We start from the raw sequence: 24,692 nt of genomic DNA, 5'->3' as shown, positions 1-24,692 counted from the left end.
CGCAGAAAGTAAAAAGCCGACCTTCGGGTCGGCTTTTTTTATGGCTGCTGCACGGGCTTTCTCATCCCGGTGACCTCCGGCATGATCTGCCGCATTAGCTCCAGAAATCGCCGCAAGCGCGCCGGATAATACCGGGACCAGGGGTAAACCAGATGCACCGGTAACGCCGCCGGCTGCCACTCTGGCAGCAAATGTACCAGCCGACCTTCCCGGATATCATCCTGTACCGTCCAGCTGGATACTACCGCCACGCCAAGGCCGGTGAGTGCCGTATTGCGTGCGACATACAGACTGTCGGTGCTCAGGCGTGGGGTAATTATCACGCGCGCGGTGGCGGATGATGCCTCGTGAAAAAGCTCCACATGGCGCTGGTAGAAAGAGCTGATGGCAATCCAGGGAAGCTGCTGCAGATCCTCCGGGGCGTTAACCGTCGGAAAGCGGTCCAGCAATGCCGGAGAAGCCACCACCGAGCGCGGCACTTCGGCCAGCAGCACGGACACGGTCGCCGGGTCGACTTCCATTCCCACCCGAATAGCGCAGTCAAGGTTGTCGCCCAGAAAATCAGCCGACCGATCGTTGAGCATCCATTCAATAGAAAGCTGCGGATAACGCTGTAGAAATTCGGTTAGTGGTTTCAGGAGCTGATCCTGACCAAACGCATGCGGTGCCCGCACCCGCAGCACGCCTACAGGTTCATCTTCCGTCTGCCCCACCTCATCTTCCAGCGCCAGCCAGCTGTCAATTACCCGACGGGCATGCTGATAGCAGCGCTCCCCGTCATCCGTCAACCGCGTCGTGTGGGTGGTGCGCAACATCAGACGCACGCCCAGCATTGTCTCAAGCGACTGCAGCCGTCGGCTCACCGTGGCCTGGGTGGTGTCCAGCTGCCGTGCCGCCGCAGAAAGGGAACCCGCCTCCACAATGCGGACAAACGTCCGCATTAGCTCTACCCTGTCTATACGCTCAACTCTTTTCATTTACTTTTCATCTATACGTTCAACGTATAAGCGTTTTACCACCGCGCCCGCTACCGCCGCAAGGCGTACTGATGAAAAATAGCCTCACACGATGAATGAGGAACGTCTTATGAACACAACAACCGCCGCCCATGCCGTAAGCCGCTGGGTAATCTTAATGCTGGCGCTGGGTGCAGGCTTCAGCGTGGCATCCATCTATTATGCCCAGCCTCTGCTGCCTCTGATGGGCGCCGACCTTCACCTGAGTATCGAAGGAATGGGCCTGGTCCCGACACTCACCCAGGCGGGATATGCCTTAGGGATCCTGTTCCTGCTGCCACTCGGCGATCGCCACGACCGCAGAACGTTAATCCTGATAAAGAGCGCTGCCCTGGCGCTGTTCCTGCTGGGCTGTAGCCTGACCGGACAGATCCACTCCCTGCTGCTGGCAAGCCTGCTCATCGGCATGGCCGCCACCATGGCGCAGGATATTGTCCCGGCTGCGGCGATCCTTGCGCCGGAAGGCAAACAGGGGAAAACCGTGGGTACGGTGATGACCGGTCTGCTGCTGGGCATTTTGCTCTCCCGAACCGTCAGCGGCGTGGTGGGCGAAGCGTTTGGCTGGCGCGTGATGTATCAGCTGGCTGCGGGAAGTATTGCGTTTATCGGCGTGGTGATGTGGGCCGTACTCCCTCGTTTCGCCGTTCACTCCACGCTGAGCTATCCCGCGCTGCTGCGCTCGATGGAACATCTGTGGCGTCGCTATCCCGCTCTGCGCCGTGCCGCGCTGGCCCAGGGTTTTCTGTCGATAGCCTTTAGCGCCTTCTGGTCTACGCTTGCGGTCATGCTGCTGGAACGCTATCACCTCGGGAGTGCCGTCGCCGGTGGTTTTGGTATCGCAGGGGCAGCCGGTGCGTTGGCAGCCCCGCTGGCGGGCGGCCTGGCGGATAAACTGGGTGCCGGGAAAGTCACGCAGCTTGGTGCCGTCCTTGTGACCGTCTCGTTTGCCCTGATGTTCCTGATACCTGCCCTGGGGATTCACGGACAGCTGATTCTGATTGCCGTCTCTGCCATCGGGTTCGATCTGGGCCTGCAGTCCAGCCTGGTCGCGCACCAGAATCTGGTTTACAGCCTTGAGCCACAGGCGCGGGGTCGTCTGAACGCCCTGCTCTTTACCGTGATCTTTATCGGCATGGCGTTGGGTTCCGCGTTAGGCAGCAATATTTACACGCTGGCTGGCTGGACGGGCGTAGTTGCGCTGGCAACGGTCTGCGGCATCATTGCGCTGGCAATCCGTATGATTGAAAGCGCGCGGGTCGCCTCGGCATCAGCAGAAATGGCATAAAAAAATGCCCAATCCAGACGGATTGGGCAGTAAAACATGCCCAGTTTCAAGACATGTTCCAAGAGGTCAAGATGTTATTTGTTCAGCTGGAACAGAGACATGCCCTGCATATCGCTAAACGCTTTATAAGAGGCCTGCAGGGCCGCCTGCTGCATGGTGTAAGAGGAAATCGCTTCGTTCCAGTCCACGTCCACCAGGTCGCTCATCTGCTTAGTCTGACCCAGCGCGCGGTCGTCACCCAGGGTATCGAGTTTTTCCAGTTCGTTCAGCTTGGTACCCACATCCGCAACGACCGTCAGAACGTTGTTCTGAGCGTTTTTAATACCGATCTGCACATTGGAAATCACCTGGCCTTGCGCGGCGCTGGCGGCCGGATCGTTCTCAATCGGCGTTTTCAGCGAAGCAATGGCGGAATCAAGGATTTTAAACATGTTGGTATCGCCATACCCACCGCCCGGCAGCTCTTGTGCATTGCTGGTAATGCTCTCAAAGATCTGCTGGCCGGTATGGCTGATCGCCATGTTTCGCGCCGTATCGACCTGCTGAGTGATCGCCTCAGTACCACCATTGTAGGTGCCGGTTGCGGCATCAAACGGTGCACTCTCGGTTTTGTATCCCGCAAAGATATAGCGACCATTGCCATCCGTCGTGTTAGCCAGGTTCATCAGCTGGTCGCGGATCCCCTGGATATCGGTCGCCAGAGAAAGACGGTCGTCATCGCTTAATGTGCCGTTTGACGCATAGACCAGCTTCTCGCTCACGCTGGAGAGCGCGGCGTTCACCTGCGTTAACACGTTATCTTCCAGCGAGACCTTCTGAGTTGCAAAGGTACGCGCTAACGCAAACTGGCTGTTTTGTGACTGAGATTGTGACAGCACAATGGACTGCGAAGCCGCGATAGGATCGTCCGACGGACGGTTGACGCGCTTACCGGTCGACATTTGCTCACCGTAGCTCAGCCATTTGCTCTGGGAATCGGTGATCCCACGCATGTTCTGCTCGTACATCATCTGGGTGCTAATACGCATTATTCACCTCAACCTTAACGAATGTTGATAATTGCATCAAAGAGCGTACTGGCAGTCTGAAGCACCTGCGCGTTGGCGAGGTAGTACTGCTGATACCGCTGCAAGTTGCCATACTCTTCGTCGAGGTTGACCCCGGAGATGCTCTGCTGCTGCTTGGTTAACTGCGTTTCCACGTTGGCTTTTGTCTGGCTGCTTACTTTCAGTGAGGCAGTGGTACTCCCGACGGTGCTGACGAGCGAAGCGTACGCATCGTTGAAGGTTTTGTTTCCGCCAACCACTTTGCTGTTTTGCAGATCGAGCATTTTCTGCCCGTTGCGGTTGTCGCTCTCACCGCCGTTCTGCACCGCGGCCATGGCCAGTTTGGACTCGTCGCTGATGGACAATTCCATATTCATGATGACATCGGCCAAGGGCTTCACGGTAAAGCTGTCTTTGGTATTTGCCGAACCGCTGACGTTCACGTTGAGGCCATCAAACGACAGATTACCGCTGGCATCCGGGCTCATTGTAAAGCTGGTCTTGTCCGAGGCACGGGTGATGGTCCAGTCGGTACCGTTAAACTGCAGCGTATAGTCCGTTGCCTGAACTTTGGTGCTGTCCGCAACGGTGGCAGTGACCGCCGCCGTGCCGCTATTCTTGCTGTTGGAAAGCACGGCCGGAGAACCAAAGTCGAACAGCTTACCGCCCGCATTGCCATTGGCATCAAAACCGGCCTCATGCTGTTTGTTCATCGCATCAGCAAAGGCCAGCGCCATCTGGTTCAGGGTGTTACGAGCTTTATCCAGATCTTCAGCACGGAACGTCAGCAAACCGCCTAACGAACCGGTCGTGATCGTCTTTTCCGGGATCTCGACATTACCCACCACGTCATCAACGTAGGCGATAGTGGTACGGGACGGATCGGCGCTGGACTTCACGGCCGCCAGCTGGTTAGCTTTGCTGCCCTGCACCAGGCTGTAACCGTTGCCGAAAGAGATGTTATACGTGCCGCTATCCTGCACAGAGACTTCCACGCCCACGATTTTGTTCAGCTCAGTGACGAGCTGATCGCGCTGGTCGAGCAAATCATTCGGGGATGCGCCCGCGCCAACGCCGGTCAGACGGGAGATCTGATCGTTCAGGTTGGCAATCTGTTTGGCGTAGTTGTTGATCTGCGACACGCTGGTTGAAATCGCGGTATTCACCTGCGAATCCTGATCGCGGAGATACTGATCGTTGGTTTTGAACTGATTGACCAGGCCGCTCGCTTTTCCCAGCACCGTCTGACGCGCAGCCGGGTCTTCCGCGTTGCTCACCAGCGTTTGCAGGCTCTTAAAGAAATCCTGCAGGGTGGTGGAAAGCGAGTTGGTGGTATCGGAGAGCACATCGTCAATTTTTGACATCTGCTGATAGCGCGTGGTCAGGCCGCTGCTCTGGGTCTGCGCGGCGCGCAGCTGGTTGGTGATGAAAGCATCATATTCACGCTGGACACCGGAGACATACACCCCGTTACCCACCCAGCCACCGCCGGTCAGCGTGCTGTTAGATGCACCCAGCACCGTCGTCTGGCGGGTGTAACCTGCCACGTTATAGCTTGAAATATTATTACTGACGGTATTGAGTGCCGACTGTGCGGCACTGAGGCCACTCATGGCGCTGTTAATCAAACTGGACATGGGGGTTCCTTTTATACGTTCAGACACGAGTCCTGATGAAGGTTATCGGCAACCTCCACCGGGACTTGAGAACTTTCAGAACAGATTTTCGATATCTGTGCTATAGGCTTTGCTGACCTTCTCGCCCATGGATTTCAGCTGCTGGATCATGCTGGTAAGCTTGCGCGCGTAGTTCGGGTCGGTCGCGTAGCCCGCGTTTTGCAGGGCCTGAGCGCCCTGCTCCGCCGTTGCCGCCTGCGTAACGGCGGTATAACGCGGATTTCGGCTCAGCAGGCCTACATAATCGGATAAAGCTTCCAGATACGAGCTGTAAACGCGGAATTTGGCTTTCACCTTCACCGCCGCGCCGTTCTCGTATTCCGTAGTCGTGATCTCGGTGGTCGGCCCCTTCCAGCTGGAGGTGGCCTTCACGCCGAAGATGTTGAAGCTCGGGTCGCCGTTTTCCTTGCGGATCTGGCGTTGGCCCCAGCCTGACTCCAGCGCGGCCTGGGCCAGAATCAGGTGGTGAGGCACGCCGCTCTGTTCACTGGCAAGCCGTGCCGGCAGAGAAAGCTGCGCCAGGAAGTCTTTGCTGTCACCGGAGAGCGCCTCGTCGCCGCTGCCCGTTGCCTTCGGTATCGCTTTACGCACCATCTGCGTCAGCGCCTGGTTCTGATAACTGGTCACCGTTTCGAGGTCGAACTTCATCGGCACCTGCGGCGGCTGCTCTTCTGGCTGAACACCCTGTGCGGCAGCGGTCTGTTTGACAATCATGTCAGCCAGACCGAGGCCTTTACCGGCGGTCATCTGCTGCGCAATCTGCTGGTCATACATGCTGGTGTAGAGACGCGTTGAATCGCTGCTGAACATCCCGTCTTTCGGCAGGGTTTCGCGCATGCTCTTCAGCATCATCTGTACAAACATCCCTTCCACCTGGCGGGCAACCGGGCGGATATTCGCCGCCGGGTCTTTACCTGCTTTGGCTTTCAGTTCGTTGAGCGACTGGGCGTCCCAGGCGGCACTGGTCAACAGTTTGCTATCGGTCAACATCAGATGATTTCCAGTTTGGCGCGCAGGCAGCCCGCGCTTTGCATCGATTGCAGAATGGACATCAGATCCATCGGCGTCGCGCCCAGGGCGTTCAGGGCACGCACCACGCTGTTCAGGTTGGCGCTGGAGCGCACGCTCTGCAGGGAACCGCCGCTCTGGCGTAAATCAATCTGCGTTTGCGGCGTCACTACCGTCTGGCCGCCACCAAATGGTGTATCCGGCTGGCTGACGTTGGCGGAACGGTTAACCGTCACCGACAGGTTACCCTGCGCCACGGCACAGCTATCCAGCGACACTTCCCGGTTCATCACCACAGAGCCCGTACGGGAGTTGATGATCACTTTGGCATCCTGCACCGGTACGTTCACTTCCAGATTCTGGATATCCGCCAGCATGCGCACCTGGTTGCTGCTGCCGGTGGAGGTGCGGATCTGCACGGTACGCGCATCCAGTGCCGTGGCATTGCCATAGCTGCGGTTGATAGTGTCGGCAATCTGCTGCGCCATCGTGAAGTCTTCATTATTCAGCTGCAGGTTGATGGTGTTGCCCGCGCCAAACTGGGTCGGCAGTTCACGCTCGATGATCGCACCGTTGGTGATGCGCCCGCCGTTCAGCTGGTTCACCTGCACGCTGCTTCCACCAGCGGATGCGCCTGCCCCGCCGACCAGGATGTTCCCCTGCGCCAGCGCGTAGACCTGGCTGTCGACGCCTTTCAGCGGGGTCATCAGCAGCGTACCGCCGCGCAGGCTTTTGGCATTACCCATTGAGGAGACCACCACGTCAATGGTCTGCCCCTGGCGCGCAAACGCCGGGTAGGAGGCAGTGACCATTACCGCGGCCACGTTTTTTAACTGCATGTTGGTTCCCGCTGGCACGGTAATGCCGAGCTGGGAAAGCATGTTGTTTAAGCTTTGGGTGGTAAACGGCGTCTGGGTCGTCTGGTCACCGGTACCGTCCAGCCCCACCACCAGGCCATAGCCAATCAGCGAGTTCCCGCGGACGCCCTGAACGCTGGTGAGATCGCGAATGCGATCGGCCTGGGCAAACGTTGCGACAAGAACCAGCGCTGCGGCGAAGATCGATTTAAACATGGGTCACCTCGCTTACATCGGCGATAAATTAAGGAAGAAGCGCTGCAGCCAACCCATATTCTGCGCTTCATTAATGTAGCCGTTACCGACGTACTCAATGCGCGCATCCGCCACCTGGGTGGACGGAACGGTGTTGGTGCCGCTGATGGTGCGTGGATTCACCACGCCCGAGAAGCGAATGAATTCAGTGCCCTGGTTAATGGCGATCTGTTTTTCACCCACGACGTGTAAATTGCCGTTAACCAGCACCTGGTCAACCGTGACCGTCAGCGTACCGCTGAAGGTGTTGCTGGCGTTCGCGCCACCTTTACCGTTAAAGGTGTTGCCGCCGGAGGCCTCAACATCCGCACGGGCATTGCCGAACAGGCCCTGCAGATAGCGTGGAACGGTGTCAAAGCCAAAATTGGTTTTGCCATCGCGGCTGGCGTTCGCCGACGAGCTCTTGCTCGCGCTGACGTTTTCCTGCAGCACAATGGTCAATGTATCGCCGACATTACGCGGGCGGCGATCTTCAAACAGCGGCTGATAGCCGTAGTTAATCGGCTGCGCGGTCTGGAAAATGGAGCCGTTTACAACTGGCGCAGGGCCAGGAACGGGTTGGGCAGTCGTCGCACCCTGGACCAATGGTTTAGACGGGATCAAAGCGCACCCGCTGAGGGTGACGGCCAGAACAGTCAGTATCGGATAACGAAACGCTGCGTTTTTTTGCATTGCCTTCATCTTCGAAAACAGGGAGCCGGTGCGGGGTTTACCGCACCGGGCTACACCTTAGAGTTGCGTCAGTTTCTGCAGCATCTGATCGGTCGTCGAGACTGCTTTACTGTTAATTTCATACGCGCGCTGGACCTGGATCATATTCACCAGCTCTTCCGCCACGTTCACGTTGGAGGTTTCAACATACCCCTGGTACAGCAGCCCCGCACCGTTCAGGCCTGGCGTACTTTCATTTGGCGTGCCGGAGGATTGCGTTTCTGTGTAGAGGTTCTCACCAATGCTTTCCAGACCGGTATCGTTCATGAAGGTGGTCAGGTTGAGCTGTCCGACCTGGACCGGCGCGGCCTGCCCCTGCTGGGTCACGCTCACAATGCCGTCGCGGCCGATGGTAATGCTCAGGGCGTTCGCCGGAATGGTGATCGCAGGCTGAACCTGGAAACCGCCCGCCGTTACCAGCTGGCCGTTCTGATCGACCTGGAAGGAACCGTCACGGGTGTAGGCAGAGGTCCCGTCAGGCAGCTGCACCTGGAAGAAGCCCTGGCCTTTGATCGCCACGTCTTTGCTGTTGTTGGTCTGAGACAGGTTGCCCTGGCTGTGCAGACGCTCGGTCGCCACCGGGCGAACGCCGGTACCGATCTGCAGGCCTGACGGCAGCGTCGTCTGTTCAGAAGACTGCGCGCCCGGCTGGCGGATAGTTTGATAAAGCAAATCTTCGAAAACGGCGCGCTGACGCTTGAAACCATTGGTGCTCACGTTTGCCAGGTTGTTGGCAATCACATCCATGTTGGTTTGCTGCGCGTCCAGGCCAGTTTTCGCGATCCATAAAGAACTGATCATAAAGAGTCCTGTTAACTCATCGACAGAAGTTGGTTAGCCTTGCCCGCGTTTTCGTCCACGCTGCTGATAATTTTCATCTGCATTTCAAAACGACGGGCGCTGGCGATCATGTCGCTCATAGCGGCTACCGGCTTAACGTTGCTGCCTTCCAGAACGCCGGACATCACGCGGATGCTCGGATCGGCCTGTAAAGTGGCACCACGGGTAGCCTGAGCTGCCTGGGTCAGACGGAACATGCCGTCGTCGCCGCGCTGCACCTCTTTGCCTTCCGCTTTGACCAGCTTCAGACGCCCGACGGGGGCAACGGTGTTGGCCGGATCGCCCGGGTTCAGCGCCGAGATGGTGCCGTCCGCGGCGATGGTCAGCTCAGAGCCTTCCGGCACGGTCAGCGGGCCCGCTTCACCCATCACCGGATGCCCCTGAATCGTCAGCTGGCCGGTCGCGCTGACCTGGATATTCCCGTTACGGGTATAGCCTTCGCCACCGTCCGCCGTTTGCACCGCCAGCCAGCCGTCCTGCTGCAGAGCAACGTCCAGCGGGCGTGAGGTGTAATCCATCTGCCCTGGCGTCATGTCTGCACCCGGGGTGGATGCCGCCACCAGCGTACGGGTCGGCAGAGAGAGCCCTTCTACCGGCACCGCGCGCAGCGCATTCAGCTGCGCGCGAAAGCCCGGCGTAGAGGCGTTTGCCAGGTTGCTGGCGGTAACGGCCTGCTGGCTGAGCGTCTGACTTGCCGCGCCCATCGCGGTATATATTGCGTGATCCATTGCGCTTTCCTGTTAGCCGCTTAACGCAGGTTAACCAGCGTGTTGAGGATCTGATCCTGGGTCTTGATGGTCTGCGCATTCGACTGATAGTTACGCTGCGCGACAATCATGTTCACCAGTTCTTTACTCAGGTCCACGTTAGAGGCTTCCAGCGCGCCGTTGGTCAGCGTGCCGAAGTTACCGGAGCCCGCGGTGCCCAGCAGGGCAACACCGGAAGACTGCGTGGCAGACCAGACGTTATCCCCTTCGGACTTCAGACCTTCGTTGTTGGCGAAGTTTGCCAGCACGATCTGGCCCAGCACCTGAGTCTGCTCGTTGGAGTAGTTCCCGACGACGGTGCCGTCATCGTTAATCTGATAGCTGACCAGGTCGCCCGGCTTGAAGCCGTTCTGGTTGGTCGCCACGATATTGTTTGCACCGGTGTTCTGCTGCATGGAGTTAGCAAAACTCATCGCGAAGGTCGCCGGGTCCGCACCTGGGATAGTCGCGGTAGTGATGTTGATGTTTCCACCCCCGATCAACGTACCGTTATTATCGAAGGTCAAGGTCGTGGCCACTGCCGCCGCGCTGCCTGCCACGCTGCCGTCCTGGGCATACACTTTCCAGGAGTTAGCCGGGGTCGCATCTTTGACGTAAAACAGGTTCATGTTGTGCGCATTACCCTGGCTATCAAAGACGGTTACCGTACCTTTTTTGTTGTAGGTATCCGGGTTGGCCGGATCGAAGGCGGCAGTTGGTGCGGCATCGGTGGAGTTGAGGTTAATCTGCTGGGAAGCCGTGGTGGTGGACTTTGCGGCCATCAGCGTGGTCGGGATATTAATCGCCTGCGGATTCGCACCGGTCTGAACCGTTGATGGCGTTCCGGCAACCGGATATCCCGTTAATTGCATCCCCTGCATGTTCACCAGGTTACGGTTTTCGTCCAGCTTGAACTGGCCGTTACGGCTGTAGAACACCGAGCCGTTTGCATCGACCATACGGAAGAAACCGTTCTGGCTGATGGCAACGTCCAGGCCACGACCGGTGTTGGTGGTGGTACCGTCGGTAAAGTCCTGAGTGATGCCCGCAACTTTTACGCCCAGACCCACTTTGGAACCGGCAAACATATCTGCAAAAGACGCAGAACCGGATTTGAAACCATAGGTCGCGGAGTTGGCGATGTTGTTGCCAATGACGTCCAGGTTGGTGGCCGCAGCATTCAGGCCGCTGACCGCTTGAGAAAAGGCCATGACTTACTCCTGATAAGTGTTAAGGCTTAGATAATCTGCCGAACTTCGTCGAGTGTGGTGGTACCAGAGGTACCCAAATCCAGTTTGTTGCCGTCGCCCCCTTTAATCACGCCCTGAACCAGCGCGAACTGCAGCGGCTGCGCCACCAGCTGGGTCGTCCCGTTGCTGGCGCTAATCGCGACTTTGTAGGAGCCATTTGGTGCTTTCGTGCCGTCGGTCAGGCTGCCGTCCCAGGTAAAGGTGTGAACGCCCGCTTTCAGCTCGCCGATGTCGATGGTGCGAACCACGGCGCCGGTTGAGTCGGTGATCGTCGCCGTCACTTTGTCAGCCGCCTGCTGCAATTCAACGCCGAACGGCGTAGTGGTGGTGGTCGATGTACCGTCGGTGGTGCTGGTGCCCGCCAGGATCGTGGTCCCCGGGATCATCACCCCGTGACCAATCAGGCTTGCCGCCTGCAGGGACTGAGCGCTGTTAATCTGACCGGAGACGGAACCGAGGGTGGTGTTCAGTTTCTCAATGCCGCTCACGGTACTGATCTGCGCAAGCTGCGTGGTCAGTTCGTTGTTCTGCATTGGGTTAGTCGGATCCTGGTTCTTAAGCTGCGCCACCAGCAGCGTCAGAAAACTGCTCTGCAAATCGGAGGCATTGCTTCCCGTCAGGGAGCTGGAGCTTGTCGAACTTTTGGTGTTGTTAACACCCGTGTTCGTCGGATCATTCACATTTACGGCGATGGACATGCATGTCTCCTTTACTGGCCGAGAGTGAGTGTTTTGAGCATCATGCTCTTCACGGTATTAAGCACTTCGACGTTCGCCTGGTAGCTACGGGACGCCGACATGGAGTTCACCATCTCGCCTACCACATCCACGTTTGGCATCTTCACGTATCCGTTAGCGTCCGCGAGCGGGTTACCTGGCTCATACACCAGCTTGTCCGGCGCCTGGCTCTCAACCACGTCAGACACCTTCACGCCGCCCGTCGCCGCGCCTGGCGCAGCGTCGACCTGAAACACAACCTGTTTGGCACGATAAGGCTGTCCGTCAGGTCCGGTCACGCTGTCGGCGTTCGCCAGGTTACTGGCGGCCACGTTCAGACGTTTGGACTGGGCGGTTAACGCCGAGCCGGCGATATCAAAAATATTCAGCAAGGCCATTTATCAGTTGCCCCCCTGCAGGACGTTCATCATGCCTTTGATTTGTCCGCCGAGTACGGTCAGGCCCGTCTGGTATTTCAGGCTGTTATCGGCAAACTGCGTACGCTCCCGGTCCATATCCACGGTGTTACCGTCGAGTGAAGGCTGGTCAGGGATGCGATAAAGTAAATCGGTCGCTGGCGCGGTCATCGCCTGAGCGGGAATATGGCGAGAGGATGTCATGGCGAGTGCAACACCGGTTCCTTCGGCACGTCCACGCTCCATCACCTTTTTGAGCTCACTGGAAAAATCAATATCGCGCGCCTGATACCCGGGCGTATCGGCGTTAGCGATGTTGGCGGCTAAAATCTCCTGCCGCTGGGCGCGTAAATTGAGCGCTTCCTGCTGAAAACGTAACGCGGCGTCGAGTTTATCGAGCATGTCTCCTCCGCTGATGGCAAAATTTCAGTTCACAGCTTAAATCTCACCCGGTCTCCCCTATCGACGGAATAAGCACAAAATGCGTCGCTATTTATTCCGTTGATGCAAAACCACTGCAGGTAGAATTCATCCAACTCTGGAAACGGTGGAACTTGCGATGCAAACGTTAAAACGTGGCCTGATGGCAACCTTCTTGCTGTTTAGCCCTCTGGTGAATGCCGGGGATTTACAGGATGCGCTGACGAATTTTTTTGCCCAGAAGCTGGCGGGCTTTAGCGATGACGTTAACGTGACCATCCGCACGCCGCCGAATCTGTATCCGACCTGCGAGCAACCGTCATTCAGCGTGACGGGGACCACGAAGCTGTGGGGCAATGTGAACGTCCTGGCACGCTGCGCCAACGAAAAACGCTATTTACAGGTTGCAGTTCAGGCGACGGGCAATTATGTTGTCGCCGCCGTACCCATTGTGCGTGGCAGCGCGCTGCAGGCAAACAGCGTGACGTTAAAGCGCGGGCGTCTGGATCAGCTCCCGCCGCGGACAATGCTGGACATTAACCAGGCACAGGACGCCGTCAGCCTGCGCGATGTCGCGCCGGGCCAGCCGATTCAGCTCTCCATGCTGCGCCAGGCGTGGCGTGTCAAAGCGGGACAGCAGGTGATGGTCGTTGCCAACGGAGACGGCTTTAGCATCAACAGTGAAGGGAAAGCGTTGAACAATGCCGCGGTAGCGCAAAACGCCCGCGTCAGAATGTCCTCAGGCCAGGTGGTGAGCGGAACCGTCGATTCTGATGGGAATATTCTGATTAACCTATAATCTTTTTAAAGATTTCGCGGCGCGTGCCGATAAATATTCCACTAATGATGATGTCAGGCGCAAACGCCGCGAACCCTCGATGAGGACAACACTATGAGCATTGATCGTACATCAGCCCTGAAGCCGGTAAGCGCTGTACAGCCTCGCGAAACGAACGACGCTACCCCTCAGAAAACGCGTCTGGAAAAACCGTCAACGTCTAACAGCACCAGCGTGACCCTGAGCGATGCCCAGGCAAAACTGATGCAGCCAGGCAGCAACGATATCAATATGGAACGTGTTGAAGCGCTGAAAACGGCTATTCGCAACGGTGAGCTGAAAATGGACACCAGCAAAATCGCTGATGCCCTGATTCAGGAAGCACAGAGTTTCTTACAGAGTAACTAACCGTATGAGTCGACTGTCAGAAATACTGGATCAAATGACGGTTGTCCTGAACGACCTGAAAACGGTAATGGATGCTGAACAACAGCATCTCTCTTCCGGTCACATTAACGGCAGCGCGCTGCAGCGTATTACTGAAGATAAGAGTTCGCTGCTGGCCACGCTGGATTATCTGGAGCAGCAGCGCCGCGCCGAGCAGGACTCGAAGCGCAGCGCCAATGACGATATTGCCGAGCGCTGGCAGACCATTACTGAAAAAACCCAGCATCTGCGCGATCTCAACCAGCATAACGGCTGGCTGCTTGAAGGCCAGATAGAGCGTAATCAGCAGGCGCTTGAGGTGCTGAAGCCGCATAAAGAAACCGGACTGTACGGCGCGGATGGTCAGACGGCGACGGCACGTATTGCGGGTGTAAAAAAGATTTCGATTTGACGCGTAAGCGACAAATCTTGCAGTGGGGAGCACCCTGAGGTGAACTCCCCTTTTGGCGTTTATGCCGTCCGGCGGGTAAACTCTTTCACTTTGAAGCCCAGCACGGCGAGCGTGGCAAAATACGCTACCACCCCAACGCCCACCACGGCCATCAGCCGCATCAGACGATAAGGCATCGTGCCCAGAGACCACTCCGGCATGACGTACATCATCCCGATGAGTGCCGCAGACATCACCAGCACCGCCACGACCAAACGCACGAGGAAACTTGCCCACCCCGGCTGCGGCGTAAAGATATCCTGCTTGCGCAGCTGCCAGTAAAGCAGCCCGGCATTCAGACAGGCCGCCAGACCAATAGACAGCGACAGGCCGGCATGCTTCAGCGGGCCGATAAATGCCAGGTTCATCAGCTGCGTCATAATCAGCGTCACAATGGCAATTTTCACCGGCGTTTTAATGTCCTGACGTGAATAGAACCCTGGTGCCAGCACTTTGACGACAATCAGCCCCATCAATCCCACCGAGTAAGCGACCAGTGCGCGCTGGGTCATCGCGGCGTCAAACGCGGTGAATTTCCCGTACTGGAACAGCGACACCGTCAGCGGCTTGGCGAGGATCCCCAGCGCCACCGCGCTTGGCAGGGCCAGCAGGAAGCAGAGACGCAGACCCCAGTCCATCAGGCGGCAGTATTCGTCATGGTTGCCGCTGGCAAAGCTTTTCGACAGCGACGGCAGCAGGATGGTCCCCAGCGCCACGCCCAGCACGCCGGACGGGAACTCCATCAGGCGGTCAGCGTAGTACATCCACGAGACGGAACCCGACACCAGGAAAGAGGCAAAAATGGTGTTGATAATCAGCGAGATCTGGCTGACGGAGACGCCAAGAATGGCGGGCCCCATCTGCTTGATAACGCGCATCGCCCCGGCATCTTTCAGGTTGATGCGCGGCAGCACCAGCATGCCGATTTTCTTCAGATGCGGCAGTTGATACGCCAGCTGCAGCACGCCGCCTACGGTGACCGCCCAGGCCAGGGCCAGCACCGGCGGGTTGAAGTGCGGCGCGGCGAACAGCGCAAAACCGATCATGCTGACGTTGAGAAACGTCGGCGCAAACGCCGGAACGGAGAAGCGGTTCCAGGTGTTCAGGATAGCCCCCACCAGCGAGGCCAGCGAGATCAGCAGAATATAGGGGAAGGTAATGCGCAGAAGCTGCGAGGTCAGGGCAAATTTATCCGCCGTGTCGGCAAAGCCGGGCGCGGTCACCATAATGACCCAGGGCGCGGCCAGCATACCGACTACCGTCACCACGGCCAGCGCCAGCGTCAGCAACCCGGAGACATAAGAGACAAACACGCGCGTCGCGTCTTCACCCTGCTTGCTTTTATATTCCGCCAGAATGGGCACAAACGCCTGGGAGAACGCCCCTTCAGCAAAAATGCGACGCAGCAGGTTCGGCAGCTTGAACGCCACGAAAAAGGCGTCCGTTGCCATCCCTGCACCAAAGACCCTTGCCACAATGGCATCGCGCGCAAAACCGAGAACGCGAGAGAACATGGTCATCGAGCTGACGGCCGCCAGCGATTTTAATAAGTTCATTAACGTGAATTTCCAGAACCATACGGATTTATAGACCGGGAACGCACAAGCGCCACCCGGCAAAGCCAACAAGCGGCGCTTAGTCTAACCCGATTTCAACAAATTACTATCCGCAGATGTTACAGCGAGTTATTCACTCATGGCCTCGCGCCAGAGCCGTTCCACAATGCGCTGAGCCAGAATGGCCTGCTCGCCGGACGTTTCAGGAGCCGTCTGATTTTGCACGCAGGTGATAAAGTGGCGGGCACATCCAGCGAAACCTCGTTGCTCCAGAGTGCTTTGCCAGCCGGGGACCGGCTGCATCACCACGCCGCCGCCCTTCTCTTCCCGCCATTCACGCATGTCGGTAACGTCGTACAGCGCGCCGTCGGTTACCGCCTGCACGGATTCCCGCTGGCTGCCCGCGCGGCGGTGCATGCTGGTGGTGACCTGAAGATGCTCAACGGCAAAATGGTGTTCCGCATACACCATCTGCCCCTGTTCGTTGGTGACAAGAGTGCCGCTTTTCAGCAGCGCTTCGCCGTTAGTCAGCCACAGCGCGGTGTCCACCACGTGGAGGTAGTCATCGAGAAGGGTAAAGCGCAGATCGTTCGGCCCCACGCTGTCGGTGCGGTGCTTATCCATGCGCAGCGAGGCCATATTGCCGGACTGCGCCTTCAGCTGCTGGTAAAGCGGCGCGAAGCGGCGGTTGAAACCGACCATCAGCGTCAGTTTTTTACGTGCCGCCAGCTCAATCAGCCGTTCAGCGTCCTGAACATTTTCCGCCAGCGGTTTATCCACGCAGACGTGAACCCCCGCATTGAGCAACTCGCTCACCACCTGATAGTGGGTTGCCGTTGAGGTATGCACAAAGACCGCATCGCACTCGCGGGCCAGATCCTGGAGCGATGCCGCATACGGGATACGCCAGGTTTCACAGATACGTTCTGCCTTTTCTCGGGTGGGTGACCATGCCCCTTGCAGCGTCCAGTCTGACGCAGCGCCCAATACGGGCAGCCAGGCTTTCTGCGCAATACCGCCCAGCCCCACCACGCCAATGCGTAATTTTTTCACCGTTAGTCTCCCAAATGTGCCAGCAGTGCATCCAGACGCTGTTTCAGCCCGGCCACCTCGTCTTCCAGCGCCTCTACGCGCGCGGCAAGGTCGTCACGGGTTGCAGGGTTCGATTCCGTCGCCGCGCTTGCGGCGTCAACGTCGCCGCTGAAGAGATGCATGTAGCGGCTCTCGCGTTTACCCGGCTCGCGCGCCAGGCGCACCACGTAAGGGCCATCCTCACGCGCGGCCAGCCCTTCCAGGGTCTGTTCGACTTCCTGCATGTCGCTGAACTCATGCATTCGGGAAGCGCGCGTTCGCAGTTCCCCCGGCGTTTGCGCCCCGCGCAGCAGCAGCGTGGTAATAACCGCCACTTCCGCGCTGTTCAGCTTCAGATCGCCAAATTCGGAGTTACAGAAGCGCTGCTCGTATTTGGTCACGCGGTTGCCGAAGCCGCTGACGGTGCGCAAATAGTGGCGCTTCACCAGCGCATCCAGCACGTCCTGAACCTCATGCTCGCTGAGATTCATCACCGGCTCGCGGTTGGTCTTCTGGTTGCAGGCCATGGTCACGGCGTTAACAGAGAGCGGATACTGCTCCGGCGTGGTGACCTGTTTTTCGAGTAAGCACCCAATCACGCGCGCTTCCGTACCGTTTAGCTGATACTTCATCTTTTCTCCTTAACGACCTGCGGTCCAGTCACGGGTGGTTAATGCCGTCAGAACGTGGTCGCGCCACTCTCCGTCTATCAGCAGATAGTCTTTGGCATAACCCTCTTTCTCAAACCCTAAACGCGCCAGCAAATTCCCGCTGCGCTGATTATGCGGCATGTAGTTCGCCATAATGCGATGGATATGCTGCGTGCGTTGCATATAGCGGATGGCTACCGTTAACGCCTCGTACATCAGCCCCTGCCCCTGCCATCTCTGGCCGATGGAATAGCCAAGGTAGCAGGCGTGAAACGATCCCCGCACCACGTTTGAAAAATTGGCGATCCCGATAATCTCTTTCTCTTCTGGATCCAGCAGCGCGAAATAAAACGCGCTGCCCTGCTTATGAAATTCAGCGATCATGCTGAGGCGTGCCTGCCAGCCGGAGGGGTAACAATGGCTCTCATCCCGAACGGGTTCCCAGGGTTTTAAAAACTGGCGATTCTCGGCGTAATAATCCGCCAGACGCCAGGCATCACGCTCATGCACAAGACGAACGACCAGCCTGTCCGTTGTCAGACGCACTTTTGGCACATTACTGCGATAGCCAAACATCAATACCACTCCTTCCCGTCACTTCAGCTTACCCATTAGCTTTACTATACCTGCGCCCGTGCCGTCTGTGAAAACAGTGACATACCATTTTGACCTCTTTTCACATTTTTCGATGAGAACTCTCTATCAAAGCACCGTTTTGATAAAAAAATATTGTCGCGCCCGGGGGTGGGAAAAAACGCGGCGACACCGCAGAATGTTAGCGTGCTCACCTTCTTATTTTCCCTGGAGGGAAAATGTCCCGCGTATCACAGGCCAGGAGCCTGGGTAAATATTTCCTGCTCGTCGATAACATGCTGGTCGTGCTCGGCTTTTTTGTCGTTTTTCCATTGATATCGATCCGCTTTGTCGATCAAATGGGCTGGGCGGCATTAATGGTTGGGATTGCCCTGGGGCTACGTCAGTTTGTCCAGCAGGGGCTGGGCGTCTTTGGCGGGGCTATTGCCGACCGCTTTGGCGCTAAACCGATGATCGTGACCGGTATGCTTCTCCGCGCGGCAGGCTTTGCCACGATGGCGGTTGCCCACGAGCCCTGGCTGCTGTGGTTCTCCTGCTTTCTCTCCGGTATCGGTGGCACCCTCTTTGACCCGCCGCGCACCGCGCTGGTGGTAAAGCTGATTCGTCCTCAGCACCGCGGCCGCTTCTTCTCCATTCTGATGATGCAGGACAGCGCCGGGGCGGTTGTTGGCGCCCTGCTGGGCAGCTGGCTGCTGCAGTACGATTTCCGTCTGGTTTGCGCGGCCGGGGCGGTGCTGTTTATTCTGTGCGCCCTGTTTAACGGCCTCTACCTTCCGGCCTGGAAGCTGTCGACGGTAAAAGCCCCGGTGCGGGAGGGGCTAGGACGCGTCCTGCGCGACAGGCGTTTTGTCACCTACGTGTTGACCCTGACCGGCTATTACATGCTCGCCGTACAGGTGATGCTGATGCTGCCAATCATGGTGAACGATATTGCGGGCACGCCTGCTGCCGTAAAATGGATGTACGCCATTGAAGCCTGTCTGTCATTAACGCTGCTCTACCCGATTGCCCGCTGGAGTGAACGGCGTTTTCGCCTGGAGCATCGTCTGATGGCAGGGCTGTTTCTGATGACGCTGAGCATGATGCCGATCGGTCTGGTAAACACGCTTCAGCAGCTTTTTACGCTGATCTGCACCTTCTATATCGGCTCCATCATCGCCGAGCCCGCCCGCGAAACGCTGAGCGCCTCGCTTGCGGATGCGCGTGCGCGCGGCAGCTATATGGGCTTCAGCCGCCTGGGTCTGGCCTTTGGCGGTGCGCTGGGTTACGCCGGCGGCGGCTGGCTGTTCGATGCCGGCAAAGCGCTGAACCAGCCGGAACTCCCCTGGATGATGCTCGGCGTGGTGGGCGTCATGACGCTTCTCGCCCTGTGGTGGCAGTTCAGCCAGAAGCGCAGCGCGAGCGGCATGCTCGAGCCTGGCGCGTAGCCTTTCCCTCGGGCGGGAGCCTCTCCCGCCCCACTTCTCAGTTTTTTCTGCTGGTTTCTGCCCATTCACGCTGACATACTGGCGTAACAGGACAGAAGCGCCGATTTTTCGTTGAGGAGCACTATGAAGAAAATTGTCTTAGCCGCGGCATTCGTTGTCAGCGGTCTGCTGGTGGGCTGTAACCAGCTTACGCAATATACCGTCAGTGAGCAGGAAATTAATCAGGCGCTGGAAAAACATAACAATTTCTCTAAAGACATTGGCGTGCCAGGGCTGGCCGATGCCCACATCGTGCTCACCAATCTCACCAGCCAGATTGGTCGCGAAGAGCCGAATAAAGTCACTCTCGCAGGCGATGCCGCGCTTGATATGACGTCCCTTTTTGGCAATCAGAAAGCCAACATCAAGCTCAAGCTGAAGGCGCTCCCCGTTTTCAACAAAGAGAAAGGGGCGATATTCCTGCAGGAGATGGAAGTGGTCGATGCGCAGGTTTCGCCGGACAAAATGGCGCCGGTACTGCAAACCCTGATGCCCTATCTGAACCAGTCGCTGCGAAACTACTTTAACCAGCAGCCGGCGTACGTCTTAAGCGAAGACAACAGCAAGGGTGAAGCCCTCGCGAAGAAATACGCAAAAGGGATAGAGGTGAAACCGGGAGAGATCGTTATTCCTTTCACCGATTAACCTGAAGGGCGCTGCGGCGCCCTTTTTTTTACGGAAAAGTGTGCAAACGAAAACGTTTCCGCTTATGATTTGTGTCCGGCAAAAACAGCCATCCTTATGACTGATTCCTGACAAGCCGGAGCTTCCATGACTGCACAACCCCAGGTTCTTAAAATCCGCCGCCCAGACGACTGGCATATCCATCTGCGCGATGGCGATATGCTGAAAACCGTCGTGCCCTATACCAGTGAAATTTATGGCCGCGCGATTGTCATGCCAAACCTGGTTCCGCCAGTCACCACCGTCGATGCCGCCATTGCCTACCGTCAGCGCATTCTGGATGCCGTTCCGGCGGGACATGATTTCACCCCGTTGATGACCTGCTACCTGACCGATTCACTGGATCCGAACGAAGTGGAACGCGGGTTTAACGAAGGCGTATTTACGGCGGCGAAACTCTACCCGGCGAACGCCACCACCAACTCCAGCCACGGCGTCACCAGTATTGATGCCATCATGCCGGTGCTGGAGCGCATGCAGAAACTGGGCATGCCGCTGCTGGTACACGGTGAAGTAACGCATGCGGAGATTGACATCTTCGACCGTGAAGCCCGTTTTATCGAAACCGTGATGGAGCCCCTGCGCCAGCGCCTGCCGGCGCTTAAGGTGGTCTTTGAGCATATCACCACCAAAGACGCGGCAGAGTATGTTCGCGACGGTAACGAGCTGATCGCTGCGACCATCACCCCACAGCATCTGATGTTTAACCGTAACCATATGCTGGTGGGCGGAGTGCGCCCTCACCTGTACTGCCTGCCGATCCTCAAGCGCAACGTTCACCAGCAGGCGCTGCGCGAGCTGGTCGCCAGCGGATTGACGCGTGCGTTCCTGGGCACGGACTCCGCGCCTCACGCCCGCCATCGCAAAGAGGCAAGCTGCGGCTGCGCGGGCTGTTTCAACGCCCCAACGGCGCTTGCCAGCTACGCAACCGTATTTGAAGAGATGAACGCGCTGGAACATTTCGAAGCGTTCTGCTCCCTCAACGGCCCGCGCTTCTACGGCCTTCCGGTCAATGACACCTTCATTGAGCTGGAGCGCAAAGCGAGCCAGGTTGAAGAGTCTATCGCGCTGACGGATGACACGCTGATCCCCTTCCTGGCAGGTGAAACCGTAAGCTGGACGGTAAAACGCTAAAAAATCAACGCCCCTTGTTGTCAAACCGACAATATGCCTGTATAAATAAACAGTATATTACACAGGGGGCATTTATGCGTATTGAAGTCACCATAGCCAAAACTACCGTTCTGCCTGCCGGCGCGCTTGACGCTCTGGCAGGCGAATTATCCCGTCGTATTAACAACACCTTTCCCGACAACTCGGGCGCCGTAACGGTGCGTTACGCCGCAGCGAACAACCTCTCCGTCATGGGTGCCGCAAAAGAAGATAAAGATCGCATTAGCGAAATCCTGCAGGAAACGTGGGAAAGCGCAGACGACTGGTTCATAACCGATTAACACTGCTCCCTCATTGTGTTTTTTGCCGGGTCGCCCCGGCTTTTTTTTGCCTGTAATTTCGAAAGTTCAAATTAATTCAGCGTGTTCTTAAAAAATCGTGAACGAGATGGTGTTTTATTGTTCGAACAATCCTAAAAAGCAGAAAAATGTGTTGCTACCTGTTTATTTTTCCCGTTGGAACCCTTATTACTTGGTATACTGAAGAAGCTTTCAGAAAAACATGCATTGAACCTCAGAGCCGTTGTCTTCTAACACGCATTAAGGGGGTTATAATGGAAAAGAATAACGAAGTCATCCAGACCCATCCGCTTGTAGGCTGGGATATCAGTACCGTAGATAGCTACGATGCACTGATGCTGCGTTTGCACTACCAGACCCCAAATCAACTCAACCGTGACGAAGCGGAAGTGGGACAGACGCTGTGGCTAACAACAGACGTCGCCCGTCAGTTTATTTCTATTTTAGAGGCAGGCATTGCAAAAATAGAATCTGGCGACTATCAGGAAAATGAGTATAAACGGCACTAACCTTATGCCCACTTTTCACTCAACAGGCACCCTCGCGGTGCCTTATTTATTTCCCGCTTGTTTACGCCCGCGTTGTTAATTACTCTGCTAACAAACCGTAAGTTTACGAGATGCATATGAGATACGACTTAATCATTATTGGTAGCGGCTCCGTTGGATCGGCCGCCGGTTATTACGCAACGCAGGCAGGCCTGAAGGTCCTGATGATCGATAGCCATCTTCCGCCTCATGCGGAGGGCAGCCATCATGGCGATACCCGCCTTATCCGCCATGCGTATGGCGAAGGCGAGCGCTATGTCCCGCTGGTGCTTCGCGCCCAGACGCTGTGGGATGAACTGGCGAAACAGACTGAAGAGCGCATTTTCGAACGCACGGGGATCATCAACCTCGGTCCGGCCCGTTCAGAATTTCTCGCCAACGTCGAACGCAGCGCGAAAGCCTTTAATCTTGACGTAGAGAAGCTGGACGCGGCGGCCATTACCTCGCGCTGGCCTGAAATTACCGTCCCGGAGGATTATATCGGCCTCTTTGAAGCCAACTCCGGTGTACTGCACTGTGAAACGGCGATCAAAACCTGGGTCGATCTTGCCGCCAAAGCGGGCTGTGCGCAGCTGTTCAATTGCCCCGTAGAGACCATCACGCATGATGCAAACGGCGTTACGGTGAAAACCGTAGACGGGGAATATTCGGCTTCCCGCTTGCTTATTAGCGCAGGAACCTGGGTTACCCGCCTGCTCCCGGAGCTGCCGATCCAGCCGGTACGCAAGGTCTTCTCCTGGTTCCAGTCGGACGGGCGTTACAGCGCGCAAAATAAATTCCCGGCGTTTACCGGCGAGTTACCCAACGGCGATCAGTTCTACGGTTTCCCTTCCGAGAAGGACGCTCTCAAGATTGGAAAACACAACGGCGGGCAGGTCATCTCCTCACCTGAGGAGCGCAAGCCGTTTGGCGCCTGCCCGCAGGACGGCTCAGAAGCCTTCTCGTTCCTGCGCAATATTCTCCCGGGCGTCGGTGGCCTGCTTTATGGCGCGGCCTGCACCTATGACAACACGCCGGATGAAGACTTTATCATTGATACGCTGCCGGGACATGACAACACCCTGCTGATTACCGGGCTGAGTGGCCACGGCTTTAAGTTCGCTTCGGTGTTGGGTGAAATCGCCGCGCAGTTTGCCCAGGGTATCACGCCGCAGTTTGATCTGACGCCGTTCTCACTCTCGCGTTTTAACGGATAATCGGCCACGGGCTCCGGCGGTATCGGGGCCCGTTTTCTTCGTACTCAATTATGGGGCGTTATGCGCAGGATAGTGGATTTCCTCATCAATAACATTCGCGAACACTTTATGCTCTACATCTTATTGTGGGCGCTGCTCGCTATCGTTGATGTTATTTACATTGTGTTTTATTGAAAGTGACAATTGACGTTAACTGACGTTACTTTATGTTTATTTAAGATTTTTTCTTCTGCTAAATACGTCTTGCACGAAGCCATTGAATTAATCTTGCTGTTTCTTTTCAAAATCGCTGAAATAAATAAAATAAAAATCAATAGTCAATTATTTCAGTTGCAATATCGCGTCTTCCCGTTCATTTTTACCTTTCGGTTAATTTGAAAATGGACATTCTGATGCAATTGCGTAACTCCTCCCGGCGCTACGGAATAATATCCATAAGTTTGCACTGGATATTTGCCATTGCCGTCTACGGTATGTTCGGACTTGGACTCTGGATGGTCACGCTCAGCTATTACGATGGCTGGTATCATCAGGCACCCGAGCTGCATAAAAGCATCGGGGTTCTGCTGATGCTGGGGCTGGTATTTCGCGCCATCTGGCGACATATTTCCCCACCGCCCGCGCCACTAAAGACATACGGAAAAATAACCCGCGTCAGCGCCGTTGCTGCGCATATTGCGCTCTACGCGCTGCTCTTCGCCATTCTGATCAGCGGCTATCTCATTTCAACGGCAGACGGCAAACCGATTAGCGTTTTTGGCCTGTTCGAGGTTCCGGCAACGCTCAGCGATGCCGGGGCTCAGGCCGATACGGCAGGCGTCATTCACCTCTGGCTTGCCTGGAGCGTGGTGATCCTGTCCGTACTGCACGGGCTCGCCGCCCTTAAACACCATTTTATTGATAAAGACGATACGCTTAAGCGCATGCTTGGCCGCTCGTCAGTTGACTCTGGAGCATAAAATGAAAAAACACCTGCTGGGTATTGCCCTCGGTTCTCTGTTATTCACCACCGGTTCTGCCGTAGCGGCTGACTATAAAATTGATAAAGAGGGCCAGCACGCTTTCGTCAATTTCCGCATTCAGCACCTGGGATACAGCTGGCTGTACGGCACCTTTAAAGATTTCGACGGCACATTTACTTTTGACGAGAAAAATCCTGCGGCAGATAAAGTCAATGTGACCATTAATACGAACAGCGTCGACACGAACCATGCTGAGCGCGATAAACACCTGCGCAGCGCAGAGTTCCTCAACGTCACAAAATTCCCACAGGCCACCTTCACCTCCACGGAAGTTAAGAAAGACGGTGATAAATTGGCTATTACCGGGAATCTGACGCTGAATGGCGTAACCAAACCCGTTACTCTGGATGCGAAATTGATCGGTCAGGGCGACGATCCGTGGGGCGGAAAACGCGCAGGTTTTGAAGCGGCGGGTAAAATTCACCTGAAAGATTTTAATATCACAACGGATTTAGGCCCGGCGTCGCAGGACGTTGAGCTGGTTATTTCCGTTGAAGGTGTGCAGCAGAAGTCGTAATAGATTCGCCCGGCAGGCT

At 56.5% G+C, this 24,692-nt stretch carries 29 protein-coding genes; 13 read left to right on the top strand and 16 right to left on the bottom strand.

All coding sequences use genetic code 11. From position 1 onward, the window contains the following. Positions 1-38: 38 nt before the first annotated feature. The gene (locus tag INF77_RS04005) at positions 39-977 is read right to left on the bottom strand and encodes a LysR family transcriptional regulator (protein ID WP_063437654.1); all 939 of its coding nucleotides are present in this window, start codon (positions 975-977) and stop codon (positions 39-41) included. A 109-nt stretch (positions 978-1,086) separates the two neighbouring features. Between INF77_RS04005 and INF77_RS04000 the strand changes: the two genes are divergently transcribed. After that, positions 1,087-2,301, top strand: a complete 1,215-nt coding sequence (locus INF77_RS04000; RefSeq protein ID WP_150143371.1) for an MFS transporter — start codon at positions 1,087-1,089, stop codon at positions 2,299-2,301. A 74-nt stretch (positions 2,302-2,375) separates the two neighbouring features. Here INF77_RS04000 and flgL read toward each other — a convergent pair whose 3' ends face one another. The 11 genes from flgL to flgB form a co-directional block, all read right to left on the bottom strand. After that, positions 2,376-3,329 (bottom strand): flagellar hook-associated protein FlgL, encoded by a 954-nt coding sequence (gene flgL, locus INF77_RS03995; protein ID WP_028012709.1) that lies wholly within the window; start codon positions 3,327-3,329, stop codon positions 2,376-2,378. A 14-nt stretch (positions 3,330-3,343) separates the two neighbouring features. Next, positions 3,344-4,984 carry a flagellar hook-associated protein FlgK gene (flgK, locus tag INF77_RS03990; RefSeq protein ID WP_193532266.1) on the bottom strand — a complete coding sequence of 547 codons (1,641 nt, stop codon included), beginning with the start codon at positions 4,982-4,984 and terminating at the stop codon, positions 3,344-3,346. A gap of 75 nt (positions 4,985-5,059) precedes the next feature. Beyond that, entirely contained in the window at positions 5,060-6,013 is a 954-nt protein-coding gene (flgJ, locus tag INF77_RS03985) for a flagellar assembly peptidoglycan hydrolase FlgJ (protein ID WP_041910522.1), read from the bottom strand. After that, on the bottom strand, positions 6,013-7,104 hold the full coding sequence (locus tag INF77_RS03980) for a flagellar basal body P-ring protein FlgI (RefSeq protein WP_028012706.1): 1,092 nt from the start codon (positions 7,102-7,104) through the stop codon (positions 6,013-6,015). The genes flgJ and INF77_RS03980 overlap by 1 nt, the downstream gene beginning before the upstream one ends. 12 nt (positions 7,105-7,116) lie before the next feature. Beyond that, a complete protein-coding gene (gene flgH / locus INF77_RS03975; RefSeq protein WP_023311139.1) occupies positions 7,117-7,815 on the bottom strand; it encodes a flagellar basal body L-ring protein FlgH in 699 nt (232 codons plus the stop codon). 57 nt (positions 7,816-7,872) lie between these two features. Further along, a complete protein-coding gene (gene flgG, locus INF77_RS03970; RefSeq protein ID WP_000625853.1) occupies positions 7,873-8,655 on the bottom strand; it encodes a flagellar basal-body rod protein FlgG in 783 nt (260 codons plus the stop codon). Between the two features lie 11 nt (positions 8,656-8,666). Beyond that, positions 8,667-9,422 carry a flagellar basal body rod protein FlgF gene (locus INF77_RS03965; RefSeq protein ID WP_028012705.1) on the bottom strand — a complete coding sequence of 252 codons (756 nt, stop codon included), beginning with the start codon at positions 9,420-9,422 and terminating at the stop codon, positions 8,667-8,669. A gap of 20 nt (positions 9,423-9,442) precedes the next feature. Next, positions 9,443-10,651 (bottom strand): flagellar hook protein FlgE, encoded by a 1,209-nt coding sequence (gene flgE, locus INF77_RS03960; RefSeq protein WP_041910523.1) that lies wholly within the window; start codon positions 10,649-10,651, stop codon positions 9,443-9,445. 26 nt (positions 10,652-10,677) lie between these two features. After that, positions 10,678-11,388, bottom strand: a complete 711-nt coding sequence (flgD, locus tag INF77_RS03955) for a flagellar hook assembly protein FlgD (RefSeq protein WP_041910524.1) — start codon at positions 11,386-11,388, stop codon at positions 10,678-10,680. Positions 11,389-11,399: 11 nt separating this feature from the next. After that, positions 11,400-11,804, bottom strand: coding sequence for a flagellar basal body rod protein FlgC (gene flgC, locus INF77_RS03950; RefSeq protein WP_013097138.1), 405 nt, complete (start codon positions 11,802-11,804; stop codon positions 11,400-11,402). A 3-nt stretch (positions 11,805-11,807) separates the two neighbouring features. Continuing rightward, complete coding sequence (flgB, locus tag INF77_RS03945) at positions 11,808-12,224, bottom strand: flagellar basal body rod protein FlgB (RefSeq protein WP_008500815.1); 417 nt, start codon at positions 12,222-12,224, stop codon at positions 11,808-11,810. 157 nt (positions 12,225-12,381) lie between these two features. Here flgB and flgA point away from each other — a divergent pair, with 157 nt between their 5' ends. The 3 genes from flgA to flgN all read left to right on the top strand — a co-directional run bounded on the left by flgA (position 12,382) and on the right by flgN (position 13,858). Further along, positions 12,382-13,041: a flagellar basal body P-ring formation chaperone FlgA gene (gene flgA / locus INF77_RS03940; RefSeq protein ID WP_028012702.1), complete on the top strand. Its 660-nt coding sequence runs from the start codon at positions 12,382-12,384 to the stop codon at positions 13,039-13,041. Positions 13,042-13,134: 93 nt separating this feature from the next. Then, positions 13,135-13,428, top strand: a complete 294-nt coding sequence (gene flgM / locus INF77_RS03935; RefSeq protein WP_014883360.1) for a flagellar biosynthesis anti-sigma factor FlgM — start codon at positions 13,135-13,137, stop codon at positions 13,426-13,428. Positions 13,429-13,432: 4 nt separating this feature from the next. Continuing rightward, the gene (gene flgN, locus INF77_RS03930; RefSeq protein ID WP_028012701.1) at positions 13,433-13,858 is read left to right on the top strand and encodes a flagella biosynthesis chaperone FlgN; all 426 of its coding nucleotides are present in this window, start codon (positions 13,433-13,435) and stop codon (positions 13,856-13,858) included. 59 nt (positions 13,859-13,917) lie between these two features. Here flgN and murJ read toward each other — a convergent pair whose 3' ends face one another. The 4 genes from murJ to rimJ form a co-directional block, all read right to left on the bottom strand. Beyond that, positions 13,918-15,453, bottom strand: coding sequence for a murein biosynthesis integral membrane protein MurJ (murJ, locus tag INF77_RS03925; protein WP_028012700.1), 1,536 nt, complete (start codon positions 15,451-15,453; stop codon positions 13,918-13,920). A 129-nt stretch (positions 15,454-15,582) separates the two neighbouring features. Continuing rightward, positions 15,583-16,506, bottom strand: a complete 924-nt coding sequence (locus INF77_RS03920; RefSeq protein ID WP_100170481.1) for a Gfo/Idh/MocA family protein — start codon at positions 16,504-16,506, stop codon at positions 15,583-15,585. Positions 16,507-16,508: 2 nt separating this feature from the next. Continuing rightward, a complete protein-coding gene (locus tag INF77_RS03915) occupies positions 16,509-17,156 on the bottom strand; it encodes a YceH family protein (RefSeq protein WP_048960917.1) in 648 nt (215 codons plus the stop codon). A gap of 9 nt (positions 17,157-17,165) precedes the next feature. Beyond that, on the bottom strand, positions 17,166-17,750 hold the full coding sequence (gene rimJ, locus INF77_RS03910) for a ribosomal protein S5-alanine N-acetyltransferase (RefSeq protein ID WP_193532265.1): 585 nt from the start codon (positions 17,748-17,750) through the stop codon (positions 17,166-17,168). 236 nt (positions 17,751-17,986) lie between these two features. Between rimJ and mdtH the strand changes: the two genes are divergently transcribed. From mdtH to INF77_RS03865, 9 genes are all read left to right on the top strand, one after another. After that, complete coding sequence (mdtH, locus tag INF77_RS03905) at positions 17,987-19,195, top strand: multidrug efflux MFS transporter MdtH (RefSeq protein ID WP_061098586.1); 1,209 nt, start codon at positions 17,987-17,989, stop codon at positions 19,193-19,195. A 123-nt stretch (positions 19,196-19,318) separates the two neighbouring features. Beyond that, positions 19,319-19,879 (top strand): lipoprotein, encoded by a 561-nt coding sequence (locus tag INF77_RS03900; RefSeq protein WP_028012696.1) that lies wholly within the window; start codon positions 19,319-19,321, stop codon positions 19,877-19,879. A gap of 126 nt (positions 19,880-20,005) precedes the next feature. Continuing rightward, positions 20,006-21,052 carry a dihydroorotase gene (gene pyrC / locus INF77_RS03895; RefSeq protein ID WP_193532264.1) on the top strand — a complete coding sequence of 349 codons (1,047 nt, stop codon included), beginning with the start codon at positions 20,006-20,008 and terminating at the stop codon, positions 21,050-21,052. A gap of 74 nt (positions 21,053-21,126) precedes the next feature. Then, a complete protein-coding gene (gene dinI, locus INF77_RS03890) occupies positions 21,127-21,372 on the top strand; it encodes a DNA damage-inducible protein I (protein WP_048959419.1) in 246 nt (81 codons plus the stop codon). A gap of 272 nt (positions 21,373-21,644) precedes the next feature. Continuing rightward, positions 21,645-21,899: a biofilm formation regulator BssS gene (gene bssS, locus INF77_RS03885; protein ID WP_023299782.1), complete on the top strand. Its 255-nt coding sequence runs from the start codon at positions 21,645-21,647 to the stop codon at positions 21,897-21,899. 116 nt (positions 21,900-22,015) lie between these two features. Further along, the gene (gene solA, locus INF77_RS03880; protein WP_193532263.1) at positions 22,016-23,134 is read left to right on the top strand and encodes an N-methyl-L-tryptophan oxidase; all 1,119 of its coding nucleotides are present in this window, start codon (positions 22,016-22,018) and stop codon (positions 23,132-23,134) included. 60 nt (positions 23,135-23,194) lie between these two features. Next, the gene (locus INF77_RS03875; protein WP_032644857.1) at positions 23,195-23,308 is read left to right on the top strand and encodes a YceO family protein; all 114 of its coding nucleotides are present in this window, start codon (positions 23,195-23,197) and stop codon (positions 23,306-23,308) included. A 218-nt stretch (positions 23,309-23,526) separates the two neighbouring features. Further along, positions 23,527-24,093, top strand: coding sequence for a cytochrome b (locus tag INF77_RS03870; RefSeq protein ID WP_063942654.1), 567 nt, complete (start codon positions 23,527-23,529; stop codon positions 24,091-24,093). A gap of 1 nt (position 24,094) precedes the next feature. After that, entirely contained in the window at positions 24,095-24,673 is a 579-nt protein-coding gene (locus INF77_RS03865) for a YceI family protein (protein ID WP_028012691.1), read from the top strand. Positions 24,674-24,692 lie beyond the last annotated feature (19 nt).

It is taken from the genome of Enterobacter cloacae complex sp. P1B (assembly GCF_014982345.1).
Lineage (GTDB): Bacteria > Pseudomonadota > Gammaproteobacteria > Enterobacterales > Enterobacteriaceae > Enterobacter > Enterobacter bugandensis.
Note: the sequence above shows the minus strand (reverse complement) of the source record. Positions and strands in the feature narration are given on the sequence as shown.